The sequence below is a fragment of the Rhizobium leucaenae USDA 9039 genome, from assembly GCF_000426285.1.
Taxonomy (GTDB): Bacteria; Pseudomonadota; Alphaproteobacteria; order Rhizobiales; family Rhizobiaceae; genus Rhizobium; species Rhizobium leucaenae.
Genome location: NZ_AUFB01000040.1, coordinates 14,054 through 34,153, shown reverse-complemented (window position 1 = coordinate 34,153; position 20,100 = coordinate 14,054). Strand labels below are relative to the sequence as shown.

The following is a 20,100-nucleotide window of genomic DNA, read 5'->3' as shown; positions in this document are numbered from 1 at the left end:
GAGTTGCTGAAAGTTCTCGATCATCCCGAGATTCCGCTACACACCAATGCATCCGAAAATGCTTTGCGGAGCTTTGTGACGAAGCGGAAGATCTCCGGCGGCACGATGAGCCGCGATGGTCGTGTTGCACGCGATACCATGCTCGGTCTGATGAAGACCTGCCAAAAGCTCGGGCTATCCTTTTACCACTATCTCGGTGACCGGCTTGGCATCGGCAACGTCGGCCAACCGGTTCCGCCCCTGCCGGCAATCATTCTCGCTAGGGCGTGAACACGGGGTCACTTCAGTCCGGTTGCAGCACCACCGTTGCCCAACGAACCAGCACCGCCACCGAATCTGCCCCACTTACCCTTTTATCCGGGAATGTTGGCCGTTTCCATCTCGTTACCCATATGAATTAACGTTGTTCTTTTCCAGAACAGAAGCTATTTAAGCCATTGCTTCCGTCACTCGGGACGGCGCCGTGGATGGGCAATCACTTCCGATAAGTACTGCGTATCGATAGGTGATGGTTTTTGGCGGCAAGAGATAGCGTATTTGTCCGTGAGAATTGGCGGAAAAGCCGCAAATCCGGGCCCCTTGAGGGCTTTTCATTTTGGGTCGCTGGAAATTCTGCCTGATTGAGCGGAAATAACGCGTGCTGAACCGGTCGAGCTCTTCCCCTCCCCGACCGCCTCTCGGCGTCAGAACCTCATCAAAAAGCCGGAGCCGGAGCGACCTCTTCCGAAATAGCCGATTTCCCTGCGTTTTCGCCATAGATGCCCGCTGACGTGCGTTCTCGGGCGGCGATGGGTCGATGCCTGCCTCACGTCATAGAACGCTCTCTATCGCCTCCCATTTTTGTCATAAAACACGCTTGCAAATCCCCATTTTCTCATGCATTCATTATCTGTACAAAGGCCATCAAAAAAGAGCCAGAACGAATGCCCCAGGTTGCAATCGCCAGCTCCCCCTCTCCGCGGCCCCGGCTGATCGGATACGCCCGGGTTTCGACTGACGATCAGCTCAACGATGCCCAGGTCGATGAGTTGCGCGCCGCCGGCTGCGATCGCATTCATCAGGAGCACGGATCCGGGTTATCCCGCACAAGACCGGTGCTCACCAAAGTGCTGAAGGATCTCACCTCTGGCGACGTGCTAGTCGTCGTTCGTCTCGATCGCTTGGCCCGATCAGTCAGCCATCTGCTTCACGTGATTGAAGACCTCGAAAAGCGCGGAGTTCATTTCCGCTCGCTGCGCGATCCGATCGATACGTCCACGCCGCAGGGAATGTTTTCCTTGCAGGTGCTCGGCGCCGTCGCCCAGCTTGAGCGCGCCCTGATCGCCGAACGAACCAAAGCTGGCATCAAGGCTGCGAAAGCCAGAGGGAAGCTTCCCGGAAATCCCGGTCTGCGCGAGCGCCGACCGGAGGCGATCAAGGCGGTGTCGAAAGCACGCGAGAAACTTTATCTCGACGAACTGATTTCGTCGGCACAGACCTGGCTGCCGACCGTGAGGCAGCTCAGGCCACAGCATAGTTGGGACAACGTCGTGCGCGTCCTTAACCGTCGCGGTCATCACTGGACGGTCCAACGATTACGCCGCGCGGTGCATCGGATGGTTCGTGAGAAGCTTGCAGAGCCAGAGCTGCTGGCCCGCTCACCGCGCCGCGCGCCCGAAGATCATTTGATGAAGTTGGTCGCCGCGATCACCATCGCCGACCCCAGTTTGTCGCTGCGCGACATTGCCGCGCAACTGGATCAGATGGGGGAACGGCCGGCGCGTGGTGGCAGGAGGTGGCAGCCCTCTTCCGTTAGGGCGCTGTTGGACGAGGCACATCGCTTCGGGTTAGTTCGTCCTTGACTAGCTGATTCATAAGGGAGCGCCCGCGCTTTTTGCCCCGCGAGCTTCCTTTCCCGGCGGAGATCTCCTTCCAATCCGTGCTTGCCACGACCTGTTCGGCCAACCCCGCCAAGGTGGATTTCCTCCTCCACCTGACGCCCGTCCGGTTCAATGGTGTAGCCGGTCATCATTGTTCCTTCTGCCAACGACCGAGGTGGTTTCTCGTCTCGAACCCGCATGATGGTATGCCGGCTCGTCACGATCTTTCTTCAGCGCGGCGACCTGCTGGGCTGCTTGTTCGGCCCTCAAAAGTCGCTCGCGCAAAACATCGGGCAACCGAGCCTGATCTCGCTTGCATATACGATCAAAAGGAGCCGCAAGGCTTATTACGGAGAGCTCGAAACAAATCAGCGTAAGCTCGATATAATCGAAAGGCTCATCTACTCTACTTCTTGCAAACCATTCTCGATGCGCAGCAGACGACTCTCACGCGCGTTGCGTTTTATATCCGCAAGGCAAAGTTCTATGAACGGTTCCGCGACCAGTTCAACAATCGCCAAGGCGATCTCCCGCATGTTCCGCGAAGGGATTGAAGGCTTCAAAGGTGGCCTGAGCGCGGAAAATTACATCTCGATCACAGGGGCTTCCCGGGCAACGGCGACTCGAGACCTTCATGATATGGTGGAGAAGGGGGCAATGAACCGCAGCGGTGAACGCCGACATACGCGTTACACCTTAAACCTGCCGGAGCCAGAGTGATAGAAACAACGGCTGGGGCACGGCCTTTCGTCCACTCTATCCAAAGAGCGCGACATCACTCGGCGGAAGCAGACTGGCTTGATTCTTGCTGTGGCTGGTCGTTAGTTTGCTGCCTAAACTGCGAAGACACGAGGATTGTTATGCCAACTGGCAAGGTTAAGTTCTTCAACGCCGATAAAGGCTTTGGTTTCATCACGCCGGAAAGCGGAGGAGGCGACGTTTTCGTGCATGTCACCGCCCTGCAATATGGCGATTATCTCAGAGAGGGACAGTCCGTTTCCTACGATCTCGGTCAGGATCGGAAGACCGGCAAGTTAAAGGCGGAAAACGTCAGACCGCTCTGAGGCCAATTGACCGGAGCGGCGGCAACGGGCTCAAAAGCGCCTCGGGGCCACCTGCTCTTAAATTGCGAGATCTCGGCCTGTGCCAAAGGCGCAGCGCCCAACTTCTTGGCCCGGTCGAAGGGTGTCACATCCAGAAGCGGAACGTCTATGAGACTAGCATAGCCCTCAAACCCCATCTTGGTGCAATAGCAAGACTCATGATGTTATCGGCACGTACGGTCGCATTGATGAATTTCGAACACGAGTTCTTCGGCTGTTGTCCGAGTTGCGGTAAAAAGAGCTGTCGACGCTGGATATCTTTGGGTTCGCGCGTGCAAATGTAGGGATGTCGACAAAACGGTGGATCGCCGTACAGGCTTAACAACTGACAGCCGACAAGCAGCCGATCGTAACTTGCGATCAATAAACCACTCCGCGAACCCCGCGGCCGAAAGCAGCGTCTCCAGCGCCGTTGTTCCGCCGGCGCGGATGTCCGGATGATTTCGTTCAGAAGGCTACACAGCTCTTTGCATCCGAGGTTACGGCCCTTCGAATATGCTGTTTTCAGCGACCCCACTTTAGATTGATAGCTTATCGGCGATACTCGGGAGACCACAAGCCAGGATCTCACCTTGCTGCGGTCTCCAAACAGCATCAGCTTTTTGCAGCTCATGATGCTCTCCGGCCTGGCGAACCATTCGTTCGCATCAGCGCCATCAACATCGGCCCAAGTGAAAACTCTCCGCGTTCTGCCTTGCGGGTGAGGTCACGCAAATAACCGCCCGCATTGTTGATGTGCCCTGCCCTTTCGAGGATGCAGGCCATCACGGCCGCAGCATTCTCGGCACCGAGTGCCTCACAGGCATTCTGGTAGGCACTCGGACTGACGGCCAGCATCGATCGCACGACCACCGCGGCTGACATGAGATCGCGCCAACTCCCGACCGCCCCGCCCGGCCCGTAATTCGAAATCTCAGGGCAGGCCTGCAAGACCATTCCCAGTGGAAAAGCCTTTATCGGCTCTCGCATTCGCCCAATGTCTGGGTTCGATTTCGCCCCCTGCTCTGTTTCAGAGCGAGGTTCAAATTCATTGCTGGATTCGGGTTTTGAATTCTGTATGTGACGTCCAATTTGGACATCATTGGTATCTGTTTTTTGAGAATCTTCCTGAAATTCCAGTTGGTTGATGATCTCTTCACGCAACATTCGCATTTCGTCGAGGACGGATTCAATATCTTTGAGGGTTGGGGAGCGGGGGATGCCTGCGAGCAGCTGCACGTAGTAGCCCTCCAGCTTTTCCCAATCGCCAGAAGCGCCCTCTTCTATCGCAGCCGTCAGCAGCTTACGAACGTCACGACGGCAGATCGTCAGTGCTTCCTTGGCGCTGCGGAAGTGCCGGCGCTCGGCTGCTATCTGCTGTGCGAGCTGCGCAAGCTCTTCGGCGCGAGCAAGCAGCGGCGCGAGGCTGAAGCCGAACGCATCTTCGATCTGGCCGCCATTGTCCTTTCGGGCGTATCGTTTGCCATTAGCACTGTCTTTGCGCTGGATCAGTCCAGCATCGACGAGTGCAGCAAGGTGGCGGCGCAATGTCGTGCCAGCAATACCATGCGCTCGAACGGAAAGCTGTTCATTTGATGGGAACACCACCAGGCCGCGCTCTTCCGAAAGCTCATTGTCGGGATAGAAGGTCAAGAGCGCATCAAGAACGGCAAGGGCGCGGTCCTGAATGCCGAGCACTGCCCTCGCCTCCGAGGCATCGCGAAAGATCTTCCATTTGTCGGCCGTCTTACCTGGCCGCATCTCAGCCGTTTTCATTTGCCCTCTTACCTGGGCAAGCGATATCGGCCGCCGCCCGAAGGGCGTCGTCACACTTCCAATCTGCATTTTTTCTCTCACCTTAATTGAGGCAAAAGAGATCCGCCCGCCAAATCGACGGTTACGACTCTTGACAGGGATTCGTGGAAATGCGATTCTCAATCTTGCTTAGGGAATACGAGAAGGGCTTCCACGACTTGGTCGTTTGGGGGCCTTTTTCTTTTGCGGCTTCAGTCTCCTTTGCTTCCCTCCTTCAGGAATTGCTCGTAGAGCGCATCCAAATTGCGGGAAAGATATTCTCCGAAACGGCCAGCATTCTTCGCCTTCATCGAGAGCGAGAAAGCTTTGCCCGTATTCTTGATTTCGGCCTGCACTGCCTTGTCCCGGGGCTGCCACTTCGCCTTTTGAGTCGAAACCTCCGCCTTCCTCACGGGCCGCGCTGTTCTGTTGAGCGCCTTGTACAGAGATGAAAAGCGTTCATCGGACGGCAATGCGTCGAAGCCGTCCGTGCTCAAAACTTCTGACACTTTGCCGCTATTGGCGAATTTTCCGACTAGAAGTGAAAGCTCTATCCAGCGCTCTCGGCCCACACCGGGAGCCGACCCGATTTTTTCTATGACGTTAGCCGAGATGCGCTCTGCCACCGTCATCATCTTCGAGACCGAAGCCGCATTCGCGGACAATGCCAAGGAAATCACCTCTCGGCCGTAACCAAGATCATCCAGGCGCTTGGCAAATAACGCCCTTTCGATAAAAGAGAGATTCGCGCGCGCGGAATTTTCCTGCCCTTGAGCAATGACATGGGAACGGTCGTCGATTGCCTTGACAATAGCCCGGACTTTTCTGCCGAGGTCCCTTGCTGCCCTTACCCGTCTGTGGCCGAAGACAACCTGATAAAGACCATCGACCTTTGTATGGGGCCGCACGAGAATAGGCGTATCCTGCCCACGTACCCTAATTGCCTCTAGCAGATCTTGATACTCGCCGTCGTCGTCTGATATCCGATCCTTTACGAAGGAGCCTTCAATTTGTGCCGGATCAAGTTCGATAATTGCCTCGCCTTCGAGATATTTGTCAGCCTGCTTTGCCAGCTCGTCCAGCGAACGCACGAGAGATTTGCCTGCGCCTCGCATTGGATATGCAGGTGCCGTGCCGCTATCTTCATGCAGGTCAGCAAGTCCCTCGAGCAGATTTTTCCGTGCCATCTCATTTGCTCCGAGCAGCCGTTAGCTGCTTGTTTTTCCGCATAAAACGTTCGTTTTTGTCAGCTGACAAATCGACGTCCCCATGACTCGTGAACGAGGCCGGCAATTTCAGCATTCACTGCATCCAACGATTCCATCGCACGGTCATACGTGCCTCTATTCATGGATGCCCGATCGACTTCGTACAGAGTTTGCTTGGTAATTCCGGCATCTGAAACCGCCGTCGACTTCACCATCTGGTTCTTTAGTATGAACTCGTTGAACATCGTGGACATAAAGCCGACCATCTGGGCTTGCGGAACATCGGTCGGCTCGTAGCGCGTAATCAAGTATCTGTACCAGGAGAGGTTCACTTCCGCACCAGCGGCACGGATCGGCTTTAGGATTCCACCAAGCATCAGAAGGAACTGACCCATCGACATCACGTCGAGCATCTGCGGATGGATTGTTATCAGAACACTTGTAGCTGCGGTCAGTGCGGTCAGCGTCAAATATCCGAGCTGCGGTGGACAGTCGACGACGACGACATCATAACGATCGTCGACCTCAGCCAAAGCCCGCGATATGCGGGTGAAAAACGTTTTGCCTTCATTAGAAGACTTATCAGACATCGCAAGCGGCGTGTCATATTCATACTCCTGCAAATCGAGGTTTGCAGGGACAATGTCCAATCCAGGAAAATTAGTGGTCTGGATGATCTCCGAGATCGGCTTTCTCGCACCATCATAGCGAATGGCATCATAGATGGACGCGATCTGATCGAGCTCCGGTTGGAAGCCGTGCAGAGACGAAAGGGATGCTTGAGGGTCGAGGTCTACGGCAAGGACGCGATGCCCCGTCAATGCCAGGTACTGCGCTAAATGCGCGGCGGTCGTGGTTTTCCCCGAGCCCCCTTTGAAGTTGACTACAGCAAGCACCTGCAGCTTTTCACCGCCGCGCCGGTGGGGAACATACATGCGGTTGTCGGATCGACCGTGCGTATCCAGATATTGACGCAGTTCCAACATCTGTTCGGCGGTGTAGGAGCGACGACCGGAGGACGATGTTTGAGGGGAGGGGCCCTTTCCGTCCAGATGCAGCTTTTTCAATGTGCTCTGCGATACGCCGACATAGGTCGCGACCTCCGCCAGCGAGAAGCTTCGCAATGTCTTTTTCGCGTTGGGCGGGAATCGTTGTACGCTAAGTAGGTGCAGCTTTTTCGAGATCAAATCACCCTGTTCTAGGATTTGATCTTCAAAGTGCATCGGCATCTTAAGCGAAGCCATCGAATTAGCGTTCATTGTCAGAAATCTTTCAGATAACGGTTTTCGGCCCGATATTGCCACTGAACCGTTATTATGTCCGATTCTCGCGGGCCGGCAAGGAAAATGCGGCTAATAAACTGTTAATAGCCGGGACGCCCCTTGACCTATGGTTAACGCCGCCATCTGTATTTCCCTTGCAAATCCAATCTGTTACCGCTCCGAGTCACAACGTTCGTTGCATATTTGTTCACTGGTGATTCCTACAACTAAGGGAATAACACGCGAGATCAGATCAGCGCGTTGTCGCCCAAAACCGCGCGCGACTCACCAAAATACCTTGTAGGATTCTACAACTGCCCAGCCATTCTAATCCGTGCTGATCTTTGTCGATAAATTTAAGCGACGGAGATCAGTATGAAGGTTGTTGCGATATCGACCAGACATGGGCTTCCTGCACAGCACCTTCTCGAAGCACATCATCGACTTCGAGCTCAAGTGTTTTCAAATCGGTTGGGTTGGGAGGTCGGTGTTCTTGACGGCCGGGAAGCGGACGTCTTCGACGCTCTCCAGCCGACTTACATACTCGCCGTATCGGACAGCGCTCGTGTGGCAGGATGCGCTAGACTCCTGCCGGCCATGGGTCCGACGATGGTGACCCATGTCTTTTCGTCACTGCTAACGCATGGACACCTAAACGCCCATCCAAGTATGATCGAAAGCTCCCGTTTTTGCGTGGACACAACCTTGGTCGATCTTCGCGGAGGAGGCCTCGTCCACGAGGCCACTTTGACCATGTTCGCAGGCATCATCGAATGGTGCATCGCAAATGGGTACACGGAGCTCGTCACGGTGACCGATCTTCGATTCGAGCGGATCCTTGCACGCGTTGGGTGGCACCTATCGCGATTGGGCGAACCAAAGAACATTGGCAAGACAATTGCCGTCGCGGGCACCTTACCGGTGAACGCCGAGACATTCCTGAGGCTTCGTCCATCCAGTTACCGTTCTGAATTCATCTCCCCAGATGGGCAGCGGAAAAGGAGAAATCCATGAACCAGCTCCGCTCTCACCACCGGCTTGTCTGCAAACTTCAAGACGCGCTCGGCCATAAGCTGTGCGCCGCATTGGAAGACGTGGATGTGATCGAAATAATGCTCAATCCGGACGGAAAGCTCTTTATTGAGCGCCTCGCTCACGGCGTTGCGGCGGCCGGCGAAATGTCCCCCGTCGCCGCGGAAACGGTGATCGGAATTGTGGCGCATTTCCTTCAGTCCCAGGTAGACACGAAGCAACCGATCATCTCCGGCGAGCTCCCGATAGGTGGGCACCGCTTCGAAGGCCTTTTACCACCAGCGGTCGCCAAGCCAGCCTTTACGATCCGCCGCCGTGCCCCACGCCTAATTCCGCTGGAAGAATATGTGCGGTCAGGCGCGCTGACGGGATGCCACGCCTTAATGATCCGAAAGGCGATTTCCAAAAGGCGAAACATCATCGTATCCGGGGGCGCCGGTTCTGGCAAAACGACGCTTGCGAACGCGTTGATCGATGAGATCGTCAAATTCGCCCCCGAAGACCGTTTGGTGATCCTCGAAGATACCGCCGAAATTCATTGTTCGGCCGAGAACGCCGTTCTTCTGCATACCAGCGATACCGTTGATATGTCACGATTGCTGAAGAGCACGATGCGACTGCGCCCCGACAGGATTGTCGTCGGCGAAGTCCGCGACGGTGCCGCGTTGACTCTGCTGAAGGCGTGGAACACCGGTCATCCCGGAGGCGTTGCGACAATTCACTCGAACACCGCCATGTCGGCCCTCCGCCGCTTTGAACAATTGACCGCAGAAGCAAGCCAGCAGCCGATGCACGAGGTTATCGGTGAGGCAGTCGACCTCATCATCTCCATTGAACGGACACCGCGCGGGCGACGGGTTCGAGACGTCATCCACATCGAACGGTTCGCGGAGGGCCAATACCAGATCGGTTCAGACCAACTCGATGAGGAAGAGGAGGCCCGTCATGTCGCGTAAGCCTTCGCTCGCCAAGGTCACATTCTCTGTCCTAACGACAGTTCTCGCTTCGCTTGATCCGGCACTCGCCAGTTCGGGCGGTGGCGGACTGCCCTGGGAAGGACCACTGCAGCAGATTCAAGAGTCGATCACCGGACCTGTCGCAGGATACATCGCACTTGCGGCTGTCGCCATAGCCGGCGGCATGCTCATATTTGGTGGGGAGTTGAACGACTTCGCGCGGCGACTTGTATACGTGGTTCTCGTCGCCGGCATTCTGCTCGGTGCCACGACCATTGTGGGCCTGTTCGGCGCGACTGGAGCTTCAATTGGCCTGACGAGGGAGCTGGTCGCCTCGGACGGCTTCCAAGGCGCAGGAGTGACAAATGGCTGAGTCCGCGTCCGGTCTGCAGCGGAACCGCATCCACCGCGCGCTGTCGCGCCCGAACCTTCTGGTGGGCGCGGACCGGGAACTGGTGCTGATCACCGGCTTGGCCGCAGTCATCCTCATCTTCGTCGTTCTTACGATCTATTCGGCGCTCTTCGGCGTTGGCGTCTGGATTGTCATCGTCGGGCTCTTGAGAATGATGGCAAAGGCCGATCCGCTCATGCGACAGGTCTATGTCCGCCATATCTCGTACAAGCATTACTACAAGGCGACCTCCTCGCCGTGGCGCCGGTATTGAGAGGAACGCATGGTCGCTCTCAAACGCTTCCGGGCCCCCGACCCATCCTTTGCTGATCTCGTCCCCTATGCCGGCCTCGTCGACAATGGTGTTCTCCTGTTGAAAGACGGAAGCCTGATGGCCGCCTGGTATTTTGCGGGACCAGATTCAGAGAGCGCCACGGCCCTCGATCGCAACGAACTGTCGCGCCATATCAATACAATCCTCTCGCGGCTCGGGAGCGGCTGGATGATCCAGGTCGAGGCAGTTCGCATCCCGACATTCGACTATCCGTCGGATAATCGTTGTCACTTTCCCGATCCTGTAACTCGCGCGATCGACGCCGAGCGGCGGGCGCATTTCGCCCGCGAACAGGGGCATTTCGAGAGTAAACACGCGCTGATCCTGACCTATCGGCCGCTCGAATCCAAAAAAACGGCGCTCAGCAAATACATCTACTCGGACGAGGTGAGCCGCAAGAAGACCTATGCCGACACGGTGCTGTTCATTTTCAAGAACGCGGTCCGCGAGATCGAGCAGTATTTCGCCAATACGCTTTCGATCCGTCGCATGGAAACGCGGGAGGCTCTCGAGAGGGGAGGGGCGCGGGTTGCCCGCTACGACGAACTGCTCCAATTCGTTCGCTTCTGCATCACTGGTGACAACCATCCGATCCGGCTGCCGGATGTGCCCATGTTTCTCGACTGGATCGCGACCGCCGAGCTTGAACATGGGCTGACCTCAAAGGTTGAAAGCCGCTTCCTCGGTGTCGTCGCGATCGACGGCCTGCCGGCCGAGAGCTGGCCGGGGATCCTCAACAGCCTCGATCTCATGCCGCTAACCTACCGCTGGTCGTCGCGCTTCATTTTTCTCGACGCGCAGGAGGCCAGACAAAAACTGGAGCGGACCCGCAAGAAATGGCAGCAGAAGGTGCGCCCATTCTTCGACCAGCTTTTTCAGACGCAGAGCCGTTCGCTTGATCAGGACGCCATGAACATGGTCGCCGAGACAGAAGAGGCTATCGCCCAGGCTTCGTCGCAGTTGGTCGCATACGGCTATTACACGCCCGTCATCGTTCTCTTCGATCACGATCGTGAAGGACTGCAGGAAAAGGCAGAGTCCATCCGCAGACTTATTCAGGCGGAGGGCTTCGGGGCGCGCATCGAAACGCTCAACGCCACCGATGCCTACCTCGGCAGCCTACCGGGCAATTGGTATTGCAACATCCGCGAACCGCTGATCAATACCAGCAACCTTGCCGATCTCATTCCGCTCAACTCTGTCTGGTCGGGCTCCCCTGTCGCGCCGTGCCCGTTCTACCCGCCGAATTCACCGCCACTGATGCAGGTGGCGAGCGGGTCGACGCCGTTCCGGCTGAACCTACATGTCGACGACGTCGGTCACACACTCATTTTTGGGCCGACCGGTTCGGGCAAGTCGACGCTGCTTGCACTAATCGCCGCGCAGTTCCGGCGCTATGAACGCGCCCAGATCTTCGCCTTTGACAAGGGGAACTCTCTCCTTCCGCTGACCCTTGCCACCGGAGGTGATCACTATGAGATCGGTGGCGACGCTCAAGAAGAGGCGAAGGCGCTGGCCTTCTGCCCGCTGTCGGACCTCTCCAGCGACAGTGATCGCGCATGGGCCGCGGAATGGATCGAGATGTTGATCGCGCTGCAGGGCGTGACCATCACCCCGGACCACCGCAATGCGGTCTCTCGCCAGATTGGCTTGATGGCCAGTGCAGCGGGCCGATCTCTCTCGGACTTTGTAAGCGGCGTACAGATGCGCGAGATCAAGGACGCGCTCCATCACTACACCGTCGATGGTCCCATGGGCCAGCTTCTCGATGCTGAGAAAGACGGACTGTTGCTTGGCTCATTCCAGACCTTTGAGATCGAAGAGTTGATGAACATGGGCGAGCGGAACCTCGTACCTGTTCTCACCTATCTGTTCCGCCGCATCGAAAAGCGCCTCGATGGCTCACCGAGCCTCATCGTCCTAGACGAAGCCTGGCTGATGCTCGGCCATCCGGTCTTCAGGAGCAAGATCCGAGAGTGGCTGAAGGTGCTGCGCAAGGCGAACTGCGCGGTGGTATTGGCCACGCAATCCATTTCCGATGCTGAGCGTTCCGGCATCATCGACGTGTTGAAGGAATCCTGCCCCACGAAAATTTGCCTGCCGAACGGCGCCGCAAGTGAGCCTGGGACCCGCGAGTTCTATGAGCGGATTGGCTTCAACGAGAGACAGATCGAGATCGTTTCGAATGCGATTCCTAAGCGAGAATATTACGTCGCAACGTCCGAAGGCAGGCGGCTCTTCGACATGTCGCTCGGCCCCGTGGCGCTCAGTTTCGTTGGCGCATCCGGCAAGGAAGACCTGAAGCGCATCCGCACGCTCAGTTCCAAACACGGCCGCGACTGGCCGATCCACTGGCTACGAACGAGAGGAGTTCAGGATGCCGCAGCGCTGCTCAACCTCGAATAAATTGCTCACTGGCCTGGCGGCTGTCGCATTGATGGCCGGCACTGTCGTGCCCGCAAATGCTGGAACTGCCACGGGTGCCGCCACCGAGTGGACGCAGGTCCTCAATAATGGCGAGCTGGTCGCTTTGGTCGGGAAGTCCGGCGAGCAGATCCAGAACCAGCTCACCCAGATCAGCCAGCTCGCACAACAGATCGAAACGCAGCTGAATATCTACCAAAACCTCCTCCAGAACACGGCGACGCTTCCGTCGCATATGTGGGGGCAGGTCGAAAGCGATCTCAACCAGCTGCGCAGCATCGTCGACCAGGGCCAGAGCATCTCGTTTTCCATGGGCAATGCGGATGATGTGTTGCAACAACGTTTTCAGAGCTACTCAAGCCTTAAAACCAACCTGCCAGACAATTCGTCGTTTTCTACCACCTATCAGTCCTGGTCCGATACGAACCGGGACACGATCGCCAGCACGCTGAAGGCGGCGAGTCTGACGGCCGAGCAATTCGATAGCGAGGAAGGCACGATGTCCTCGCTGCGGTCCATGTCCGAGACCGCCGACGGGCAGATGAAAGCCCTGCAGGTCGGGCATGAGATCGCCGCGCAACAGGTCGCCCAGATTCAGAAGCTTCGCGGCCTCGTCTCGCAGCAAATGACGATGATGGGCACCTGGCTCCAGACCGAACAGACCGACAAGGACCTTGCGCAGGCGCGGCGTGAGAAATTCTTCAGCGGGACTGCCCCTTCCACCTCCGGCGGCGAAAAGATGAAAGTCGAGTGGTAAGCACATGACAACAATATGTCTTCGGCGGCTCCGCACCGCGATGGTGATTGCCACCTTCTGCATGCTGGCAGCACAGCCGGCAGTCGCCCAAGAAGGTTCAGTGCTGACCTCATTACAGAGCCAGATCACCACGGCCGCAAAGGGGTGGGAAACTACTGTCATGGATGCGGCGAAATCCTTGTTCTGGATCCTCGCGACAATCGAGATTGGCATCGCCGCCGTCTGGCTCGCATTGCAGGCAGCTTCGCTAGACAGCTGGTTTGCCGAGCTTGTCCGGCGGATCATATTCGTCGGCTTTTTTGCCTTCGTTTTGGGACAGGGGCCGGCCTTTGCGAAGGCAGTGGTGGATAGTTTGTTTGAGATTGGGGCTGGAGGCGGCACGGCCTCCCCAGCAGACGTCTTCAATGCTGGACTCGCCGTCGCAACGAAGATGTCGGAAAAGATACAGTTCGGTCTTTTTGAGGACAACGCGTTGGCGATCTCGGCTGCTTTTGCAATGGTCGTCGTCGTCATCTCATTCTCGCTTGTCGCCGCGATTTTCGTGTCGGTCATGGTTGAGATGTATATCGGCCTTCTTGCCGGTATGATCATGCTGGGGCTTGGCGGCTCGTCCTATACAAAGGATTTCGCGGTCCGATATTTGGTCTACGCCTTCTCGGTCGGAATGAAACTCATGGCGCTCGTCATGATCTCGCGTATCGGATCAGAGGTGCTGATCGGGTTGGCAGACCAGCCCGACATTGGCGACCAGTTCCAGACTGCGCTTGCGATCGCTGGTATCGCTGTCGTGGTCTTCATTATCGCCATCTACGTCCCGAACATCATGCAGGGTGTTGTTCAGGGCGCGTCCGTCTCGGGCGGAATGGAGGCAATAAGGCACGGTGGTCAGGCCGCATCGTTTGCGACAGGAGCAGGGTTCCTCGCGGCGGGCGCTGCCGGGGCGGGATTTGCGGCGGCTCAAACCGCGCGCGCCGCGGGGTCATCCGTCGCAGGCGCAATGCTGCGGGGTTTCGGCGCAGGGATCGGCTCGGCAGGAAAAGCGGCGGGCTCGGCTACCAAGGAGAAGGCCATCGGCTCTCCCGGTGCCTACGCCGGGTCTATCCTAGGCCTTGCTAACGCCAAGCTGGATCAGGCGCGCAGTGGGCACAGCGGACCAAAGCCACTTCCCGAACTTAAAGACTAATAGCAATCAGAAAGTGATCGATCGATGGCAGCGAAACGCGCTCCCGAAAACCCGTATCTTGCCGCGCGCCAGGAATGGAATGAGCGATACGGCTCCTATGTGCAGGCCGCGGCCGCATGGCGCATCGTCGGCATACTGGGTCTGACCATGGCCGTGATCGGCTTCGGGTACGCGATATACCTAAGCACGCAGGTGAAGCTGGTGCCTTATATCGTCCAGGTCGACAAGCTCGGCACCTCGGTCACCTCAGGGTTCCCCGAGCAGATCGAATACGCGGATGTGCGGGTGGTGCGCGCCACGCTTGGCAACTTCGTAACGAGCTTCCGCAGCGTCACACCGGATGCCGTAGTGCAAAAGCAATATATCGATCGAACCTATGCGCTTCTGCGAGCTTCCGATCCCTCGACCCAGAAGATCAATGACTGGTTCCGCAGCAATTCGCCGTTCGAAAAGGCGAAGTCGTCGACGATCGCCATCGAGGTCAACAACATAGTGGCGCTCTCCAATCAGACTTATCAGATCGACTGGACCGAATACGAACGGGACCGGAAGGGCAAGGAAACCGGGACGCGCCGGTTCCGCGGAATCGCGACGGTTGCGCTTACCGCGCCGCAGGACGAGGCGACCATCCGCCTCAATCCGATCGGCCTCTACGTTAGGGATTTTGACTGGACGGCACAGCTTTGAGGGCAGGGGATTTGACATGCACAGAACAGCACTAATTGCAGCCACCGGCTGCTTGGCGGGACTCGTCTTTGTGGGCGGCGCTGAGGCGCAGACCATGACGGCAAATGAGGTGAATGGCACGACCATTTCCAGGAAATGGCGCGTCGCGCCCGGACTGGTGACGGCAGGCTCCGATGGCAAGGTCACCTTTCTCTTCGGCGAAACCCAGCCGTCCGTTGTCTGCTCGCCCTTGCAGGTCTGCGATATCGAACTCCAGAGCGGCGAGATCGTCCGCGATGTTCTCGTTGGAGATACTGTTCGCTGGAAGGTGGAGCCTGCCACCTCCGGTGCAATCGGCGGCCAAGCGATCCATCTGATCGTCAAGCCGTCGGAAGTAGGTCTTGTCACCTCGATGGTGGTCACGACGTCGCGACGCACCTATTACATCCAGCTCAAGTCACATCCGAGCCAGTACATGGCACGCGTCGGCTTCGAATATCCGGAGGACGTCTCGACCAAGCTCGCCGACATCAATTCCCGGCTCGAGACCGGCGGCATTCCCGGGGCGGCACCCGACAAACTGAACTTCTCATATTCCGTGAGTGGCTCGGCACCTTGGAAGCCGACGCGGGTCTATTCGGATGGCGTGAAAACCTACATCCAGTTTTCGAAGTCGATCTCAGGTCAGGATGCACCGGTGCTGGTCGTGATCCACGGCGGCCAGAGCCGCATCGTCAATTACCGAATGAAGAACGACTTGATGATCGTCGATTATGCCGTCGACGAGGCGATCCTCGTCTCCGGCGTCGGCTGGCGCCAGCAGAAGATTACCATTCGGCGAGGAGGCTAAGCTATGCACAAGCTTCTCGTCATCATCATCAGCGGCTTTCTCACCGCATGCCAAACTGCTGGGGATGGGTCTGACGCCAGGTCAAACGCCGCGCCGGTCTCCGGGCCCGCCGCAAGTGCCATCGCCGCCGACATGGCAAGCCGGCTCGCCGAGCAGATCAGTCCCGTGAGGTCGACGACAATCAAGATGGAAAGGGACACATCGGAGTTTGCGGCGGCACTCGAGGCGGCCCTCAAGGGCTCTGGCTACACCGTTCTAACCGACGGCAAAGTTGGAAAGGACGTGAAACCGGTCGAGCTCACTTACGCGATCGATGGCACTCAAGATCAGGTGCTCGCGCGGCTGTCAACACCGTCCATTACCCTTGGCCGCGCATACAAAGCAACGGCCGCCGGTGCGACGCCGGCAAGTCCGCTCTCCATCATGCAGCGTAATTGAGGGGAAAGGTATGATCCAATCGCTCCAGCTCGGCCCTTCAAAGCAAGCCGACGATCCGAAAGGAATGCGCCGCCTCAATCGGCTGCCAATTATTACCGCAACCGTCCTCATCGCGCTATTCTTCGGCGTGGTCGTGATCGGCCTATCGTGGCGAGGACTTCCCTTCAACTGGAGCTACGATATCGACAGCAACTTGAATACACCGGCGACGAACTTCGGTGACCAGCTCAAGCGCGGCATCAGTGACGGCATCATCGGCGAGCCAGGTGAGCGCGAAGTGCTCCAGCCAACACCCACCGTCGAGCAGAAGGTGGAGAAGGGAGCACCTGTTATAGACCGCCGGCCTACGGAACGGCAAGAAAGAGGCCCGCAGCTCGAATCAGAGGAGGAATGGCGAGCCCGCCTAAAGCGGGAGCAGGATGAACAATATATCCGTGAAGCTCAGCGCCAGCGGATGGCTCACCTGCAGGCGCGGGCAACCGCTTTGGACTCGCCTTTGAAGGTGGATATTTCTGATGTCGAGAAGGCCGCTAAAAGTTCCACAGACGCCGGTCGTCAGACTGCGACGACGACAGCCAACAATGCTTCTGATCTCTACACCGCCGCATCGAAATCCGGGCTGACGGCCCAGAACGTCGACCCGAATGCCCAAAGTTCGAAGGAGGATTTCTTCAATCAGGACATCAAGGATCTTGGCTATTTGCCGAATAAGGTCGTGCCGCAGATGTCGCCGTATGAGCTGAAGCGCGGCTCGGTCATTCCAGCCACGTTGATCACAGGTCTCAACTCAGACCTTCCGGGCCGGATCATCGGGCAGATCAGCCAGAATGTCTATGATAGCGCCACCGGCTACCGGCTCCTGATCCCGCAGGGAGCCAAGTTGTTCGGCCGTTACGATTCCAAGGTTTCCTTTGGCCAGGACCGCGTGCTCGTCGTCTGGACCGATCTGATCTTCCCGAATGGCTCGACGCTGCAAATCGGCGGCATGGCTGGGACCGATGGGGCAGGTTATGGCGGGTTCAAGGATAAGGTCGATCGGCATCTCTGGCGCACGTGGAGTTCGGCAGCACTTGTCGCGATACTCGGAACCGGCATCGACATGTCGATGCCCGAAAGCACGACGCTTGCCACCCAGGACACGGCCTCCGATGCCGCCAGACGGAATTTTGCGGACACCTTCGGTCGCGTTGCCGAGCAGACGATCTCGAAAAACTTGAACGTTCAGCCGACAATCCAAATCCGGCCGGGATACGAGTTCAATGTCTTGGTCGATCAGGATATCGTCTTCCCCTCTACGTACAGCAGTCAGTGATACAGCATCAGAAGAGATCTTTGTTTAACTTCATCTCTTGGTCAGAAGGTTTGATTGCGAAATAGAGGTGAATAGACGTTTGCGCGGGTGAGCGCAGATCTGTATCACTTCCGAAGGAGCGGGGGCGCCTTCACGTACAACAGAAAGGAGACAGGTCTGTGGATCCAGCCTTAAGCGCTCTCATTGACATGGTTGAAGCCTCATACGATGAACGGATGATCAAACGCGGGCTCAAAGGGTTCGTTCATTCGTGCGGATTTCAATTCTTTGCATATCTGCAAACGGAAGGCCTTAGCGCCCGCGCGCTCAGTTCCTATCCCGAGAAATGGCAGAAAATTTACCTAAGCAACCAATATTCTCGGGTGGATCCGGTCGTTACGGAAGCCAAACGCCGGATGGAGATGTTTTCCTGGGCGATCGATGACTGGCCGTCTCGTGGGAGCTCTGAGTTCAATCGTTTTCGGGATGAAGCGGTAGAACATGGCATTCGCAGTGGGGTGACGGTTCCCGTTCAAGGCAGTTTCGGCTCGATCATTATGCTGACATTCGCGTCCTCGGGGCATAAAGCTGATATTTCAAAATGTCAAAAGCAACTAAACCCGCTTCAGGCGGTGTTGGCAATTCACTATCGCCTGAAGATCATAGCTGCGTCGACGATCGTCGCACCCAGCCGGCTGCTTTCACCAAAGGAAGCGATGTGTCTTACGTGGGCGGCAAAGGGTAAAAAGGCTTGGGAGATTGCCATTTTAATGGGAATTACCCAACGAACAGTGCAACACCATTTCGATCGCGCACGCAAAAAGCTGAATGCCGCGACGATCCCTCAGCTCGTGGCAATCGCGAAGGACCGCGGTTTGGTTTAACCATCATTCGTTGTTTTCGGAGGGCACATCGGGAACATAACCAAGCGCATCGACGATTTCCGAGAGTTCTTCCTGCTGCGCTTCTGACTTCTTTTGACGATCGAGATACTCATCTTGCAGGCTCTTGAGCACGTCCCTGGAAGTCGAGGCGTTGGCGGTTGCAAGAGTCCACGTTTCGTAGACAGCTTCATCCGCGGCTAGAAGTCGGCGGTGCTCGCGGATCGCAGAAATTGCTAACGCTTTCAAATCGGCTTCTCGCATCGCTTTATAACGAGACTCTCTTTTGCCGCTTGTCTCGAATGAGACCTCGTTGTCCATCCGCTTCTCCTCTTACCTCGTTTGCGACCCGGCAAGGATCGAGACCTTCCGGTAGCGTATACGCTTTGCAGAATAGATCCCATCCTTCAGTAAGATGGGTGGCTACAAACTCGACAATTCATTGCTCGCAAGAAGAGGGCATCAGTGAACGCCTAATCACCCTGATTCGTATGAACATTCCATATCCGGAATACGGCTGTAGAGAATACTCCGTGGAGAAATACTCTGCAAGCCGCTGCTCTCTCCAGCATGGAGATTCGAGAGGTGTTTGCACGGAATCTGAAAGCCGCGCGTCAAGCCAAAGGCCTGTCGCAAGAAGAGCTCGCGTTTGAGGCAGGCATCGATCGAACTTATATCAGTTCTTTGGAGCGCAGTGTCTATAATGCAAGCATCGACGTTGTCGATCGCCTGGCGACGGTCTTAGGTGTTGAGGCGTCTGAACTGCTGAAACGTCGGCCTGAGACAAAAATTGAGCCACTGAGATGACGGGTACAGGGCTGGGAACCGAAAACAAGGCAAACAAGGACGCAATGCTCAGCGCGTCCTCAACCCCGAATGTCCGACAGGCTCTGGAGGAATTGCTATGCGGCCATAAAAGGTCATGCCATCCGGCGAACGTTCCGCGGTACCCTTTTTCGCCTGTGGCGTTGGCACTTTGGAATTGCCCTTCAACTTTTCGACGAGGATGATTATGCATGCCGGGGATGTTCCATCCGTCGCGCCGTTTCCGACGTAAGAAACTCGAGTGCTTATTTGCCTCCGATCCTCGAAAGATCGATCCGAATTCCGGCTTGGCCAATAACCTCATTCACCTTCGTCCGCATCTCGGGAGTGGTCGCGGTGGCTGGCGGTTCATCGACGGACCGCGCTTCGCTTTGCCGAGGCAATTCGATGGAGGCTCCTGGATCCTGCGCTTGAAACACACCGACGCCCTCGAACTCGCCGGCTTTCCACGCATAGAGCGCATCCTCGAAAATCTGGCGGAAGACGTCATCGCTCTTCGGATCGCCGTACCATTTGGCAACAATGCGCAGGACCTTGGCGAACATCGCCGTTCCCTTGCGCAGGTTCTGGCAAGCATCGACCAAATCCGTTTTGAGATCGGCCAGGTCCTTGACGCCCACACCGGCTGGAAACTGCGTCAGACCGACACGAACGACAGCGTTGCCGGCATATTGGCGCACGATGTCCATCGCCTCGTCGGGTGATCTGGCCTTGGGCACCAGGATCAACCGCCCTCCCGAGCGCACGGTCACCGCAAGGGGATCGGCAGAGCCCGCCGCCGCGACGAACTGCTCGACGATCGCGGGTTTCAGTGAAGGGTCGGCGCAGTCTTTGATAAGGGCGGCGTCGAGCATGGGACCTCCTCGG

The 20,100-nt window shown here is 56.9% G+C and carries 20 protein-coding genes and 3 pseudogenes; 17 read left to right on the top strand and 6 right to left on the bottom strand.

Annotation, left to right across the window (positions count from 1 at the left end):
* The 4 genes and pseudogenes from K290_RS0130230 to K290_RS0130215 all read left to right on the top strand — a co-directional run.
* Positions 1-270 (top strand): annotated as a pseudogene (locus K290_RS0130230) (IS66 family transposase); the annotation flags it as partial.
* Positions 271-923: 653 nt separating this feature from the next.
* Positions 924-1,841, top strand: a complete 918-nt coding sequence (locus tag K290_RS0130225) for a recombinase family protein (RefSeq protein ID WP_004119867.1) — start codon at positions 924-926, stop codon at positions 1,839-1,841.
* Positions 1,842-2,126: 285 nt separating this feature from the next.
* Positions 2,127-2,579: pseudogene (locus K290_RS0130220) on the top strand (Fic family protein); the annotation flags it as partial.
* A gap of 140 nt (positions 2,580-2,719) precedes the next feature.
* Entirely contained in the window at positions 2,720-2,923 is a 204-nt protein-coding gene (locus K290_RS0130215) for a cold-shock protein (RefSeq protein ID WP_004119863.1), read from the top strand.
* On the opposite strand, the pseudogene K290_RS38590 reads toward K290_RS0130215, so the two are convergent.
* The 4 genes and pseudogenes from K290_RS38590 to repA all read right to left on the bottom strand — a co-directional run bounded on the left by K290_RS38590 (position 2,872) and on the right by repA (position 7,202).
* Positions 2,872-3,457: pseudogene (locus K290_RS38590) on the bottom strand (GNAT family N-acetyltransferase). The gene K290_RS0130215 and the pseudogene K290_RS38590 sit on opposite strands and share 52 nt — an antisense overlap.
* Positions 3,458-3,571: 114 nt before the next feature.
* The gene (repC, locus tag K290_RS0130210) at positions 3,572-4,786 is read right to left on the bottom strand and encodes a plasmid replication protein RepC (RefSeq protein WP_004119862.1); all 1,215 of its coding nucleotides are present in this window, start codon (positions 4,784-4,786) and stop codon (positions 3,572-3,574) included.
* Positions 4,787-4,947: 161 nt separating this feature from the next.
* A complete protein-coding gene (gene repB, locus K290_RS0130205; protein WP_004119861.1) occupies positions 4,948-5,922 on the bottom strand; it encodes a plasmid partitioning protein RepB in 975 nt (324 codons plus the stop codon).
* Positions 5,923-5,981: 59 nt separating this feature from the next.
* Positions 5,982-7,202: a plasmid partitioning protein RepA gene (gene repA, locus K290_RS0130200; protein WP_028755142.1), complete on the bottom strand. Its 1,221-nt coding sequence runs from the start codon at positions 7,200-7,202 to the stop codon at positions 5,982-5,984.
* A 378-nt stretch (positions 7,203-7,580) separates the two neighbouring features.
* Here repA and traI point away from each other — a divergent pair, with 378 nt between their 5' ends.
* The 12 genes from traI to K290_RS0130140 all read left to right on the top strand — a co-directional run bounded on the left by traI (position 7,581) and on the right by K290_RS0130140 (position 18,411).
* Positions 7,581-8,219, top strand: a complete 639-nt coding sequence (gene traI, locus K290_RS0130195; RefSeq protein ID WP_004119859.1) for an acyl-homoserine-lactone synthase — start codon at positions 7,581-7,583, stop codon at positions 8,217-8,219.
* Positions 8,216-9,193 (top strand): P-type conjugative transfer ATPase TrbB, encoded by a 978-nt coding sequence (gene trbB / locus K290_RS0130190; RefSeq protein WP_004119858.1) that lies wholly within the window; start codon positions 8,216-8,218, stop codon positions 9,191-9,193. The genes traI and trbB overlap by 4 nt, the downstream gene beginning before the upstream one ends.
* The gene (locus tag K290_RS0130185) at positions 9,183-9,566 is read left to right on the top strand and encodes a TrbC/VirB2 family protein (protein ID WP_004119857.1); all 384 of its coding nucleotides are present in this window, start codon (positions 9,183-9,185) and stop codon (positions 9,564-9,566) included. The genes trbB and K290_RS0130185 overlap by 11 nt, the downstream gene beginning before the upstream one ends.
* Entirely contained in the window at positions 9,559-9,858 is a 300-nt protein-coding gene (locus tag K290_RS0130180) for a conjugal transfer protein TrbD (protein WP_004119854.1), read from the top strand. Before K290_RS0130185 ends, K290_RS0130180 begins: the two co-directional genes overlap by 8 nt.
* A gap of 9 nt (positions 9,859-9,867) precedes the next feature.
* Positions 9,868-12,324, top strand: a complete 2,457-nt coding sequence (locus K290_RS0130175; protein WP_004119853.1) for a conjugal transfer protein TrbE — start codon at positions 9,868-9,870, stop codon at positions 12,322-12,324.
* A complete protein-coding gene (gene trbJ / locus K290_RS0130170; protein WP_004119852.1) occupies positions 12,296-13,099 on the top strand; it encodes a P-type conjugative transfer protein TrbJ in 804 nt (267 codons plus the stop codon). Before K290_RS0130175 ends, trbJ begins: the two co-directional genes overlap by 29 nt.
* Positions 13,100-13,103: 4 nt before the next feature.
* Positions 13,104-14,282: a P-type conjugative transfer protein TrbL gene (trbL, locus tag K290_RS0130165; protein WP_004119851.1), complete on the top strand. Its 1,179-nt coding sequence runs from the start codon at positions 13,104-13,106 to the stop codon at positions 14,280-14,282.
* Positions 14,283-14,306: 24 nt separating this feature from the next.
* On the top strand, positions 14,307-14,969 hold the full coding sequence (locus tag K290_RS0130160) for a conjugal transfer protein TrbF (RefSeq protein WP_004119850.1): 663 nt from the start codon (positions 14,307-14,309) through the stop codon (positions 14,967-14,969).
* Positions 14,970-14,985: 16 nt separating this feature from the next.
* Positions 14,986-15,798: a P-type conjugative transfer protein TrbG gene (gene trbG / locus K290_RS0130155; protein ID WP_004119849.1), complete on the top strand. Its 813-nt coding sequence runs from the start codon at positions 14,986-14,988 to the stop codon at positions 15,796-15,798.
* Positions 15,799-15,801: 3 nt separating this feature from the next.
* On the top strand, positions 15,802-16,236 hold the full coding sequence (gene trbH / locus K290_RS0130150) for a conjugal transfer protein TrbH (protein WP_004119847.1): 435 nt from the start codon (positions 15,802-15,804) through the stop codon (positions 16,234-16,236).
* A 10-nt stretch (positions 16,237-16,246) separates the two neighbouring features.
* A complete protein-coding gene (gene trbI / locus K290_RS0130145; RefSeq protein WP_004119844.1) occupies positions 16,247-17,548 on the top strand; it encodes an IncP-type conjugal transfer protein TrbI in 1,302 nt (433 codons plus the stop codon).
* Positions 17,549-17,706: 158 nt separating this feature from the next.
* Complete coding sequence (locus K290_RS0130140) at positions 17,707-18,411, top strand: autoinducer binding domain-containing protein (RefSeq protein ID WP_004119842.1); 705 nt, start codon at positions 17,707-17,709, stop codon at positions 18,409-18,411.
* A 3-nt stretch (positions 18,412-18,414) separates the two neighbouring features.
* On the opposite strand, the gene K290_RS0130135 is transcribed toward K290_RS0130140, so the two are convergent.
* A complete protein-coding gene (locus K290_RS0130135) occupies positions 18,415-18,729 on the bottom strand; it encodes a transcriptional repressor TraM (protein ID WP_004119838.1) in 315 nt (104 codons plus the stop codon).
* Positions 18,730-18,978: 249 nt separating this feature from the next.
* Between K290_RS0130135 and K290_RS0130130 the strand changes: the two genes are divergently transcribed.
* Positions 18,979-19,215 (top strand): helix-turn-helix domain-containing protein, encoded by a 237-nt coding sequence (locus K290_RS0130130; protein ID WP_004119837.1) that lies wholly within the window; start codon positions 18,979-18,981, stop codon positions 19,213-19,215.
* Between the two features lie 263 nt (positions 19,216-19,478).
* On the opposite strand, the gene K290_RS0130120 is transcribed toward K290_RS0130130, so the two are convergent.
* Positions 19,479-20,087, bottom strand: a complete 609-nt coding sequence (locus K290_RS0130120; protein WP_004119835.1) for a TraH family protein — start codon at positions 20,085-20,087, stop codon at positions 19,479-19,481.
* Positions 20,088-20,100 lie beyond the last annotated feature (13 nt).

Excerpts from the sequence above, each read along its gene's own strand:
- K290_RS0130175 (WP_004119853.1), top strand. The coding sequence starts at position 9,868 with ATGGTCGCTCTCAAACGCTTCCGGGCCCCCGACCCATCCTTTGCTGAT.
- K290_RS0130130 (WP_004119837.1), top strand. The coding sequence starts at position 18,979 with ATGGAGATTCGAGAGGTGTTTGCACGGAATCTGAAAGCCGCGCGTCAA.
- K290_RS0130135 (WP_004119838.1), bottom strand. The coding sequence starts at position 18,729 with ATGGACAACGAGGTCTCATTCGAGACAAGCGGCAAAAGAGAGTCTCGT.
- trbJ (WP_004119852.1), top strand. The coding sequence starts at position 12,296 with ATGCCGCAGCGCTGCTCAACCTCGAATAAATTGCTCACTGGCCTGGCG.
- K290_RS0130120 (WP_004119835.1), bottom strand. The coding sequence starts at position 20,087 with ATGCTCGACGCCGCCCTTATCAAAGACTGCGCCGACCCTTCACTGAAA.
- K290_RS0130215 (WP_004119863.1), top strand. The coding sequence starts at position 2,720 with ATGCCAACTGGCAAGGTTAAGTTCTTCAACGCCGATAAAGGCTTTGGT.
- trbI (WP_004119844.1), top strand. The coding sequence starts at position 16,247 with ATGATCCAATCGCTCCAGCTCGGCCCTTCAAAGCAAGCCGACGATCCG.
- traI (WP_004119859.1), top strand. The coding sequence starts at position 7,581 with ATGAAGGTTGTTGCGATATCGACCAGACATGGGCTTCCTGCACAGCAC.
- repA (WP_028755142.1), bottom strand. The coding sequence starts at position 7,202 with ATGAACGCTAATTCGATGGCTTCGCTTAAGATGCCGATGCACTTTGAA.
- repB (WP_004119861.1), bottom strand. The coding sequence starts at position 5,922 with ATGGCACGGAAAAATCTGCTCGAGGGACTTGCTGACCTGCATGAAGAT.
- K290_RS0130160 (WP_004119850.1), top strand. The coding sequence starts at position 14,307 with ATGGCAGCGAAACGCGCTCCCGAAAACCCGTATCTTGCCGCGCGCCAG.
- trbH (WP_004119847.1), top strand. The coding sequence starts at position 15,802 with ATGCACAAGCTTCTCGTCATCATCATCAGCGGCTTTCTCACCGCATGC.
- trbL (WP_004119851.1), top strand. The coding sequence starts at position 13,104 with ATGACAACAATATGTCTTCGGCGGCTCCGCACCGCGATGGTGATTGCC.
- trbB (WP_004119858.1), top strand. The coding sequence starts at position 8,216 with ATGAACCAGCTCCGCTCTCACCACCGGCTTGTCTGCAAACTTCAAGAC.
- K290_RS0130225 (WP_004119867.1), top strand. The coding sequence starts at position 924 with ATGCCCCAGGTTGCAATCGCCAGCTCCCCCTCTCCGCGGCCCCGGCTG.
- K290_RS0130185 (WP_004119857.1), top strand. The coding sequence starts at position 9,183 with ATGTCGCGTAAGCCTTCGCTCGCCAAGGTCACATTCTCTGTCCTAACG.
- trbG (WP_004119849.1), top strand. The coding sequence starts at position 14,986 with ATGCACAGAACAGCACTAATTGCAGCCACCGGCTGCTTGGCGGGACTC.
- K290_RS0130180 (WP_004119854.1), top strand. The coding sequence starts at position 9,559 with ATGGCTGAGTCCGCGTCCGGTCTGCAGCGGAACCGCATCCACCGCGCG.
- repC (WP_004119862.1), bottom strand. The coding sequence starts at position 4,786 with ATGCAGATTGGAAGTGTGACGACGCCCTTCGGGCGGCGGCCGATATCG.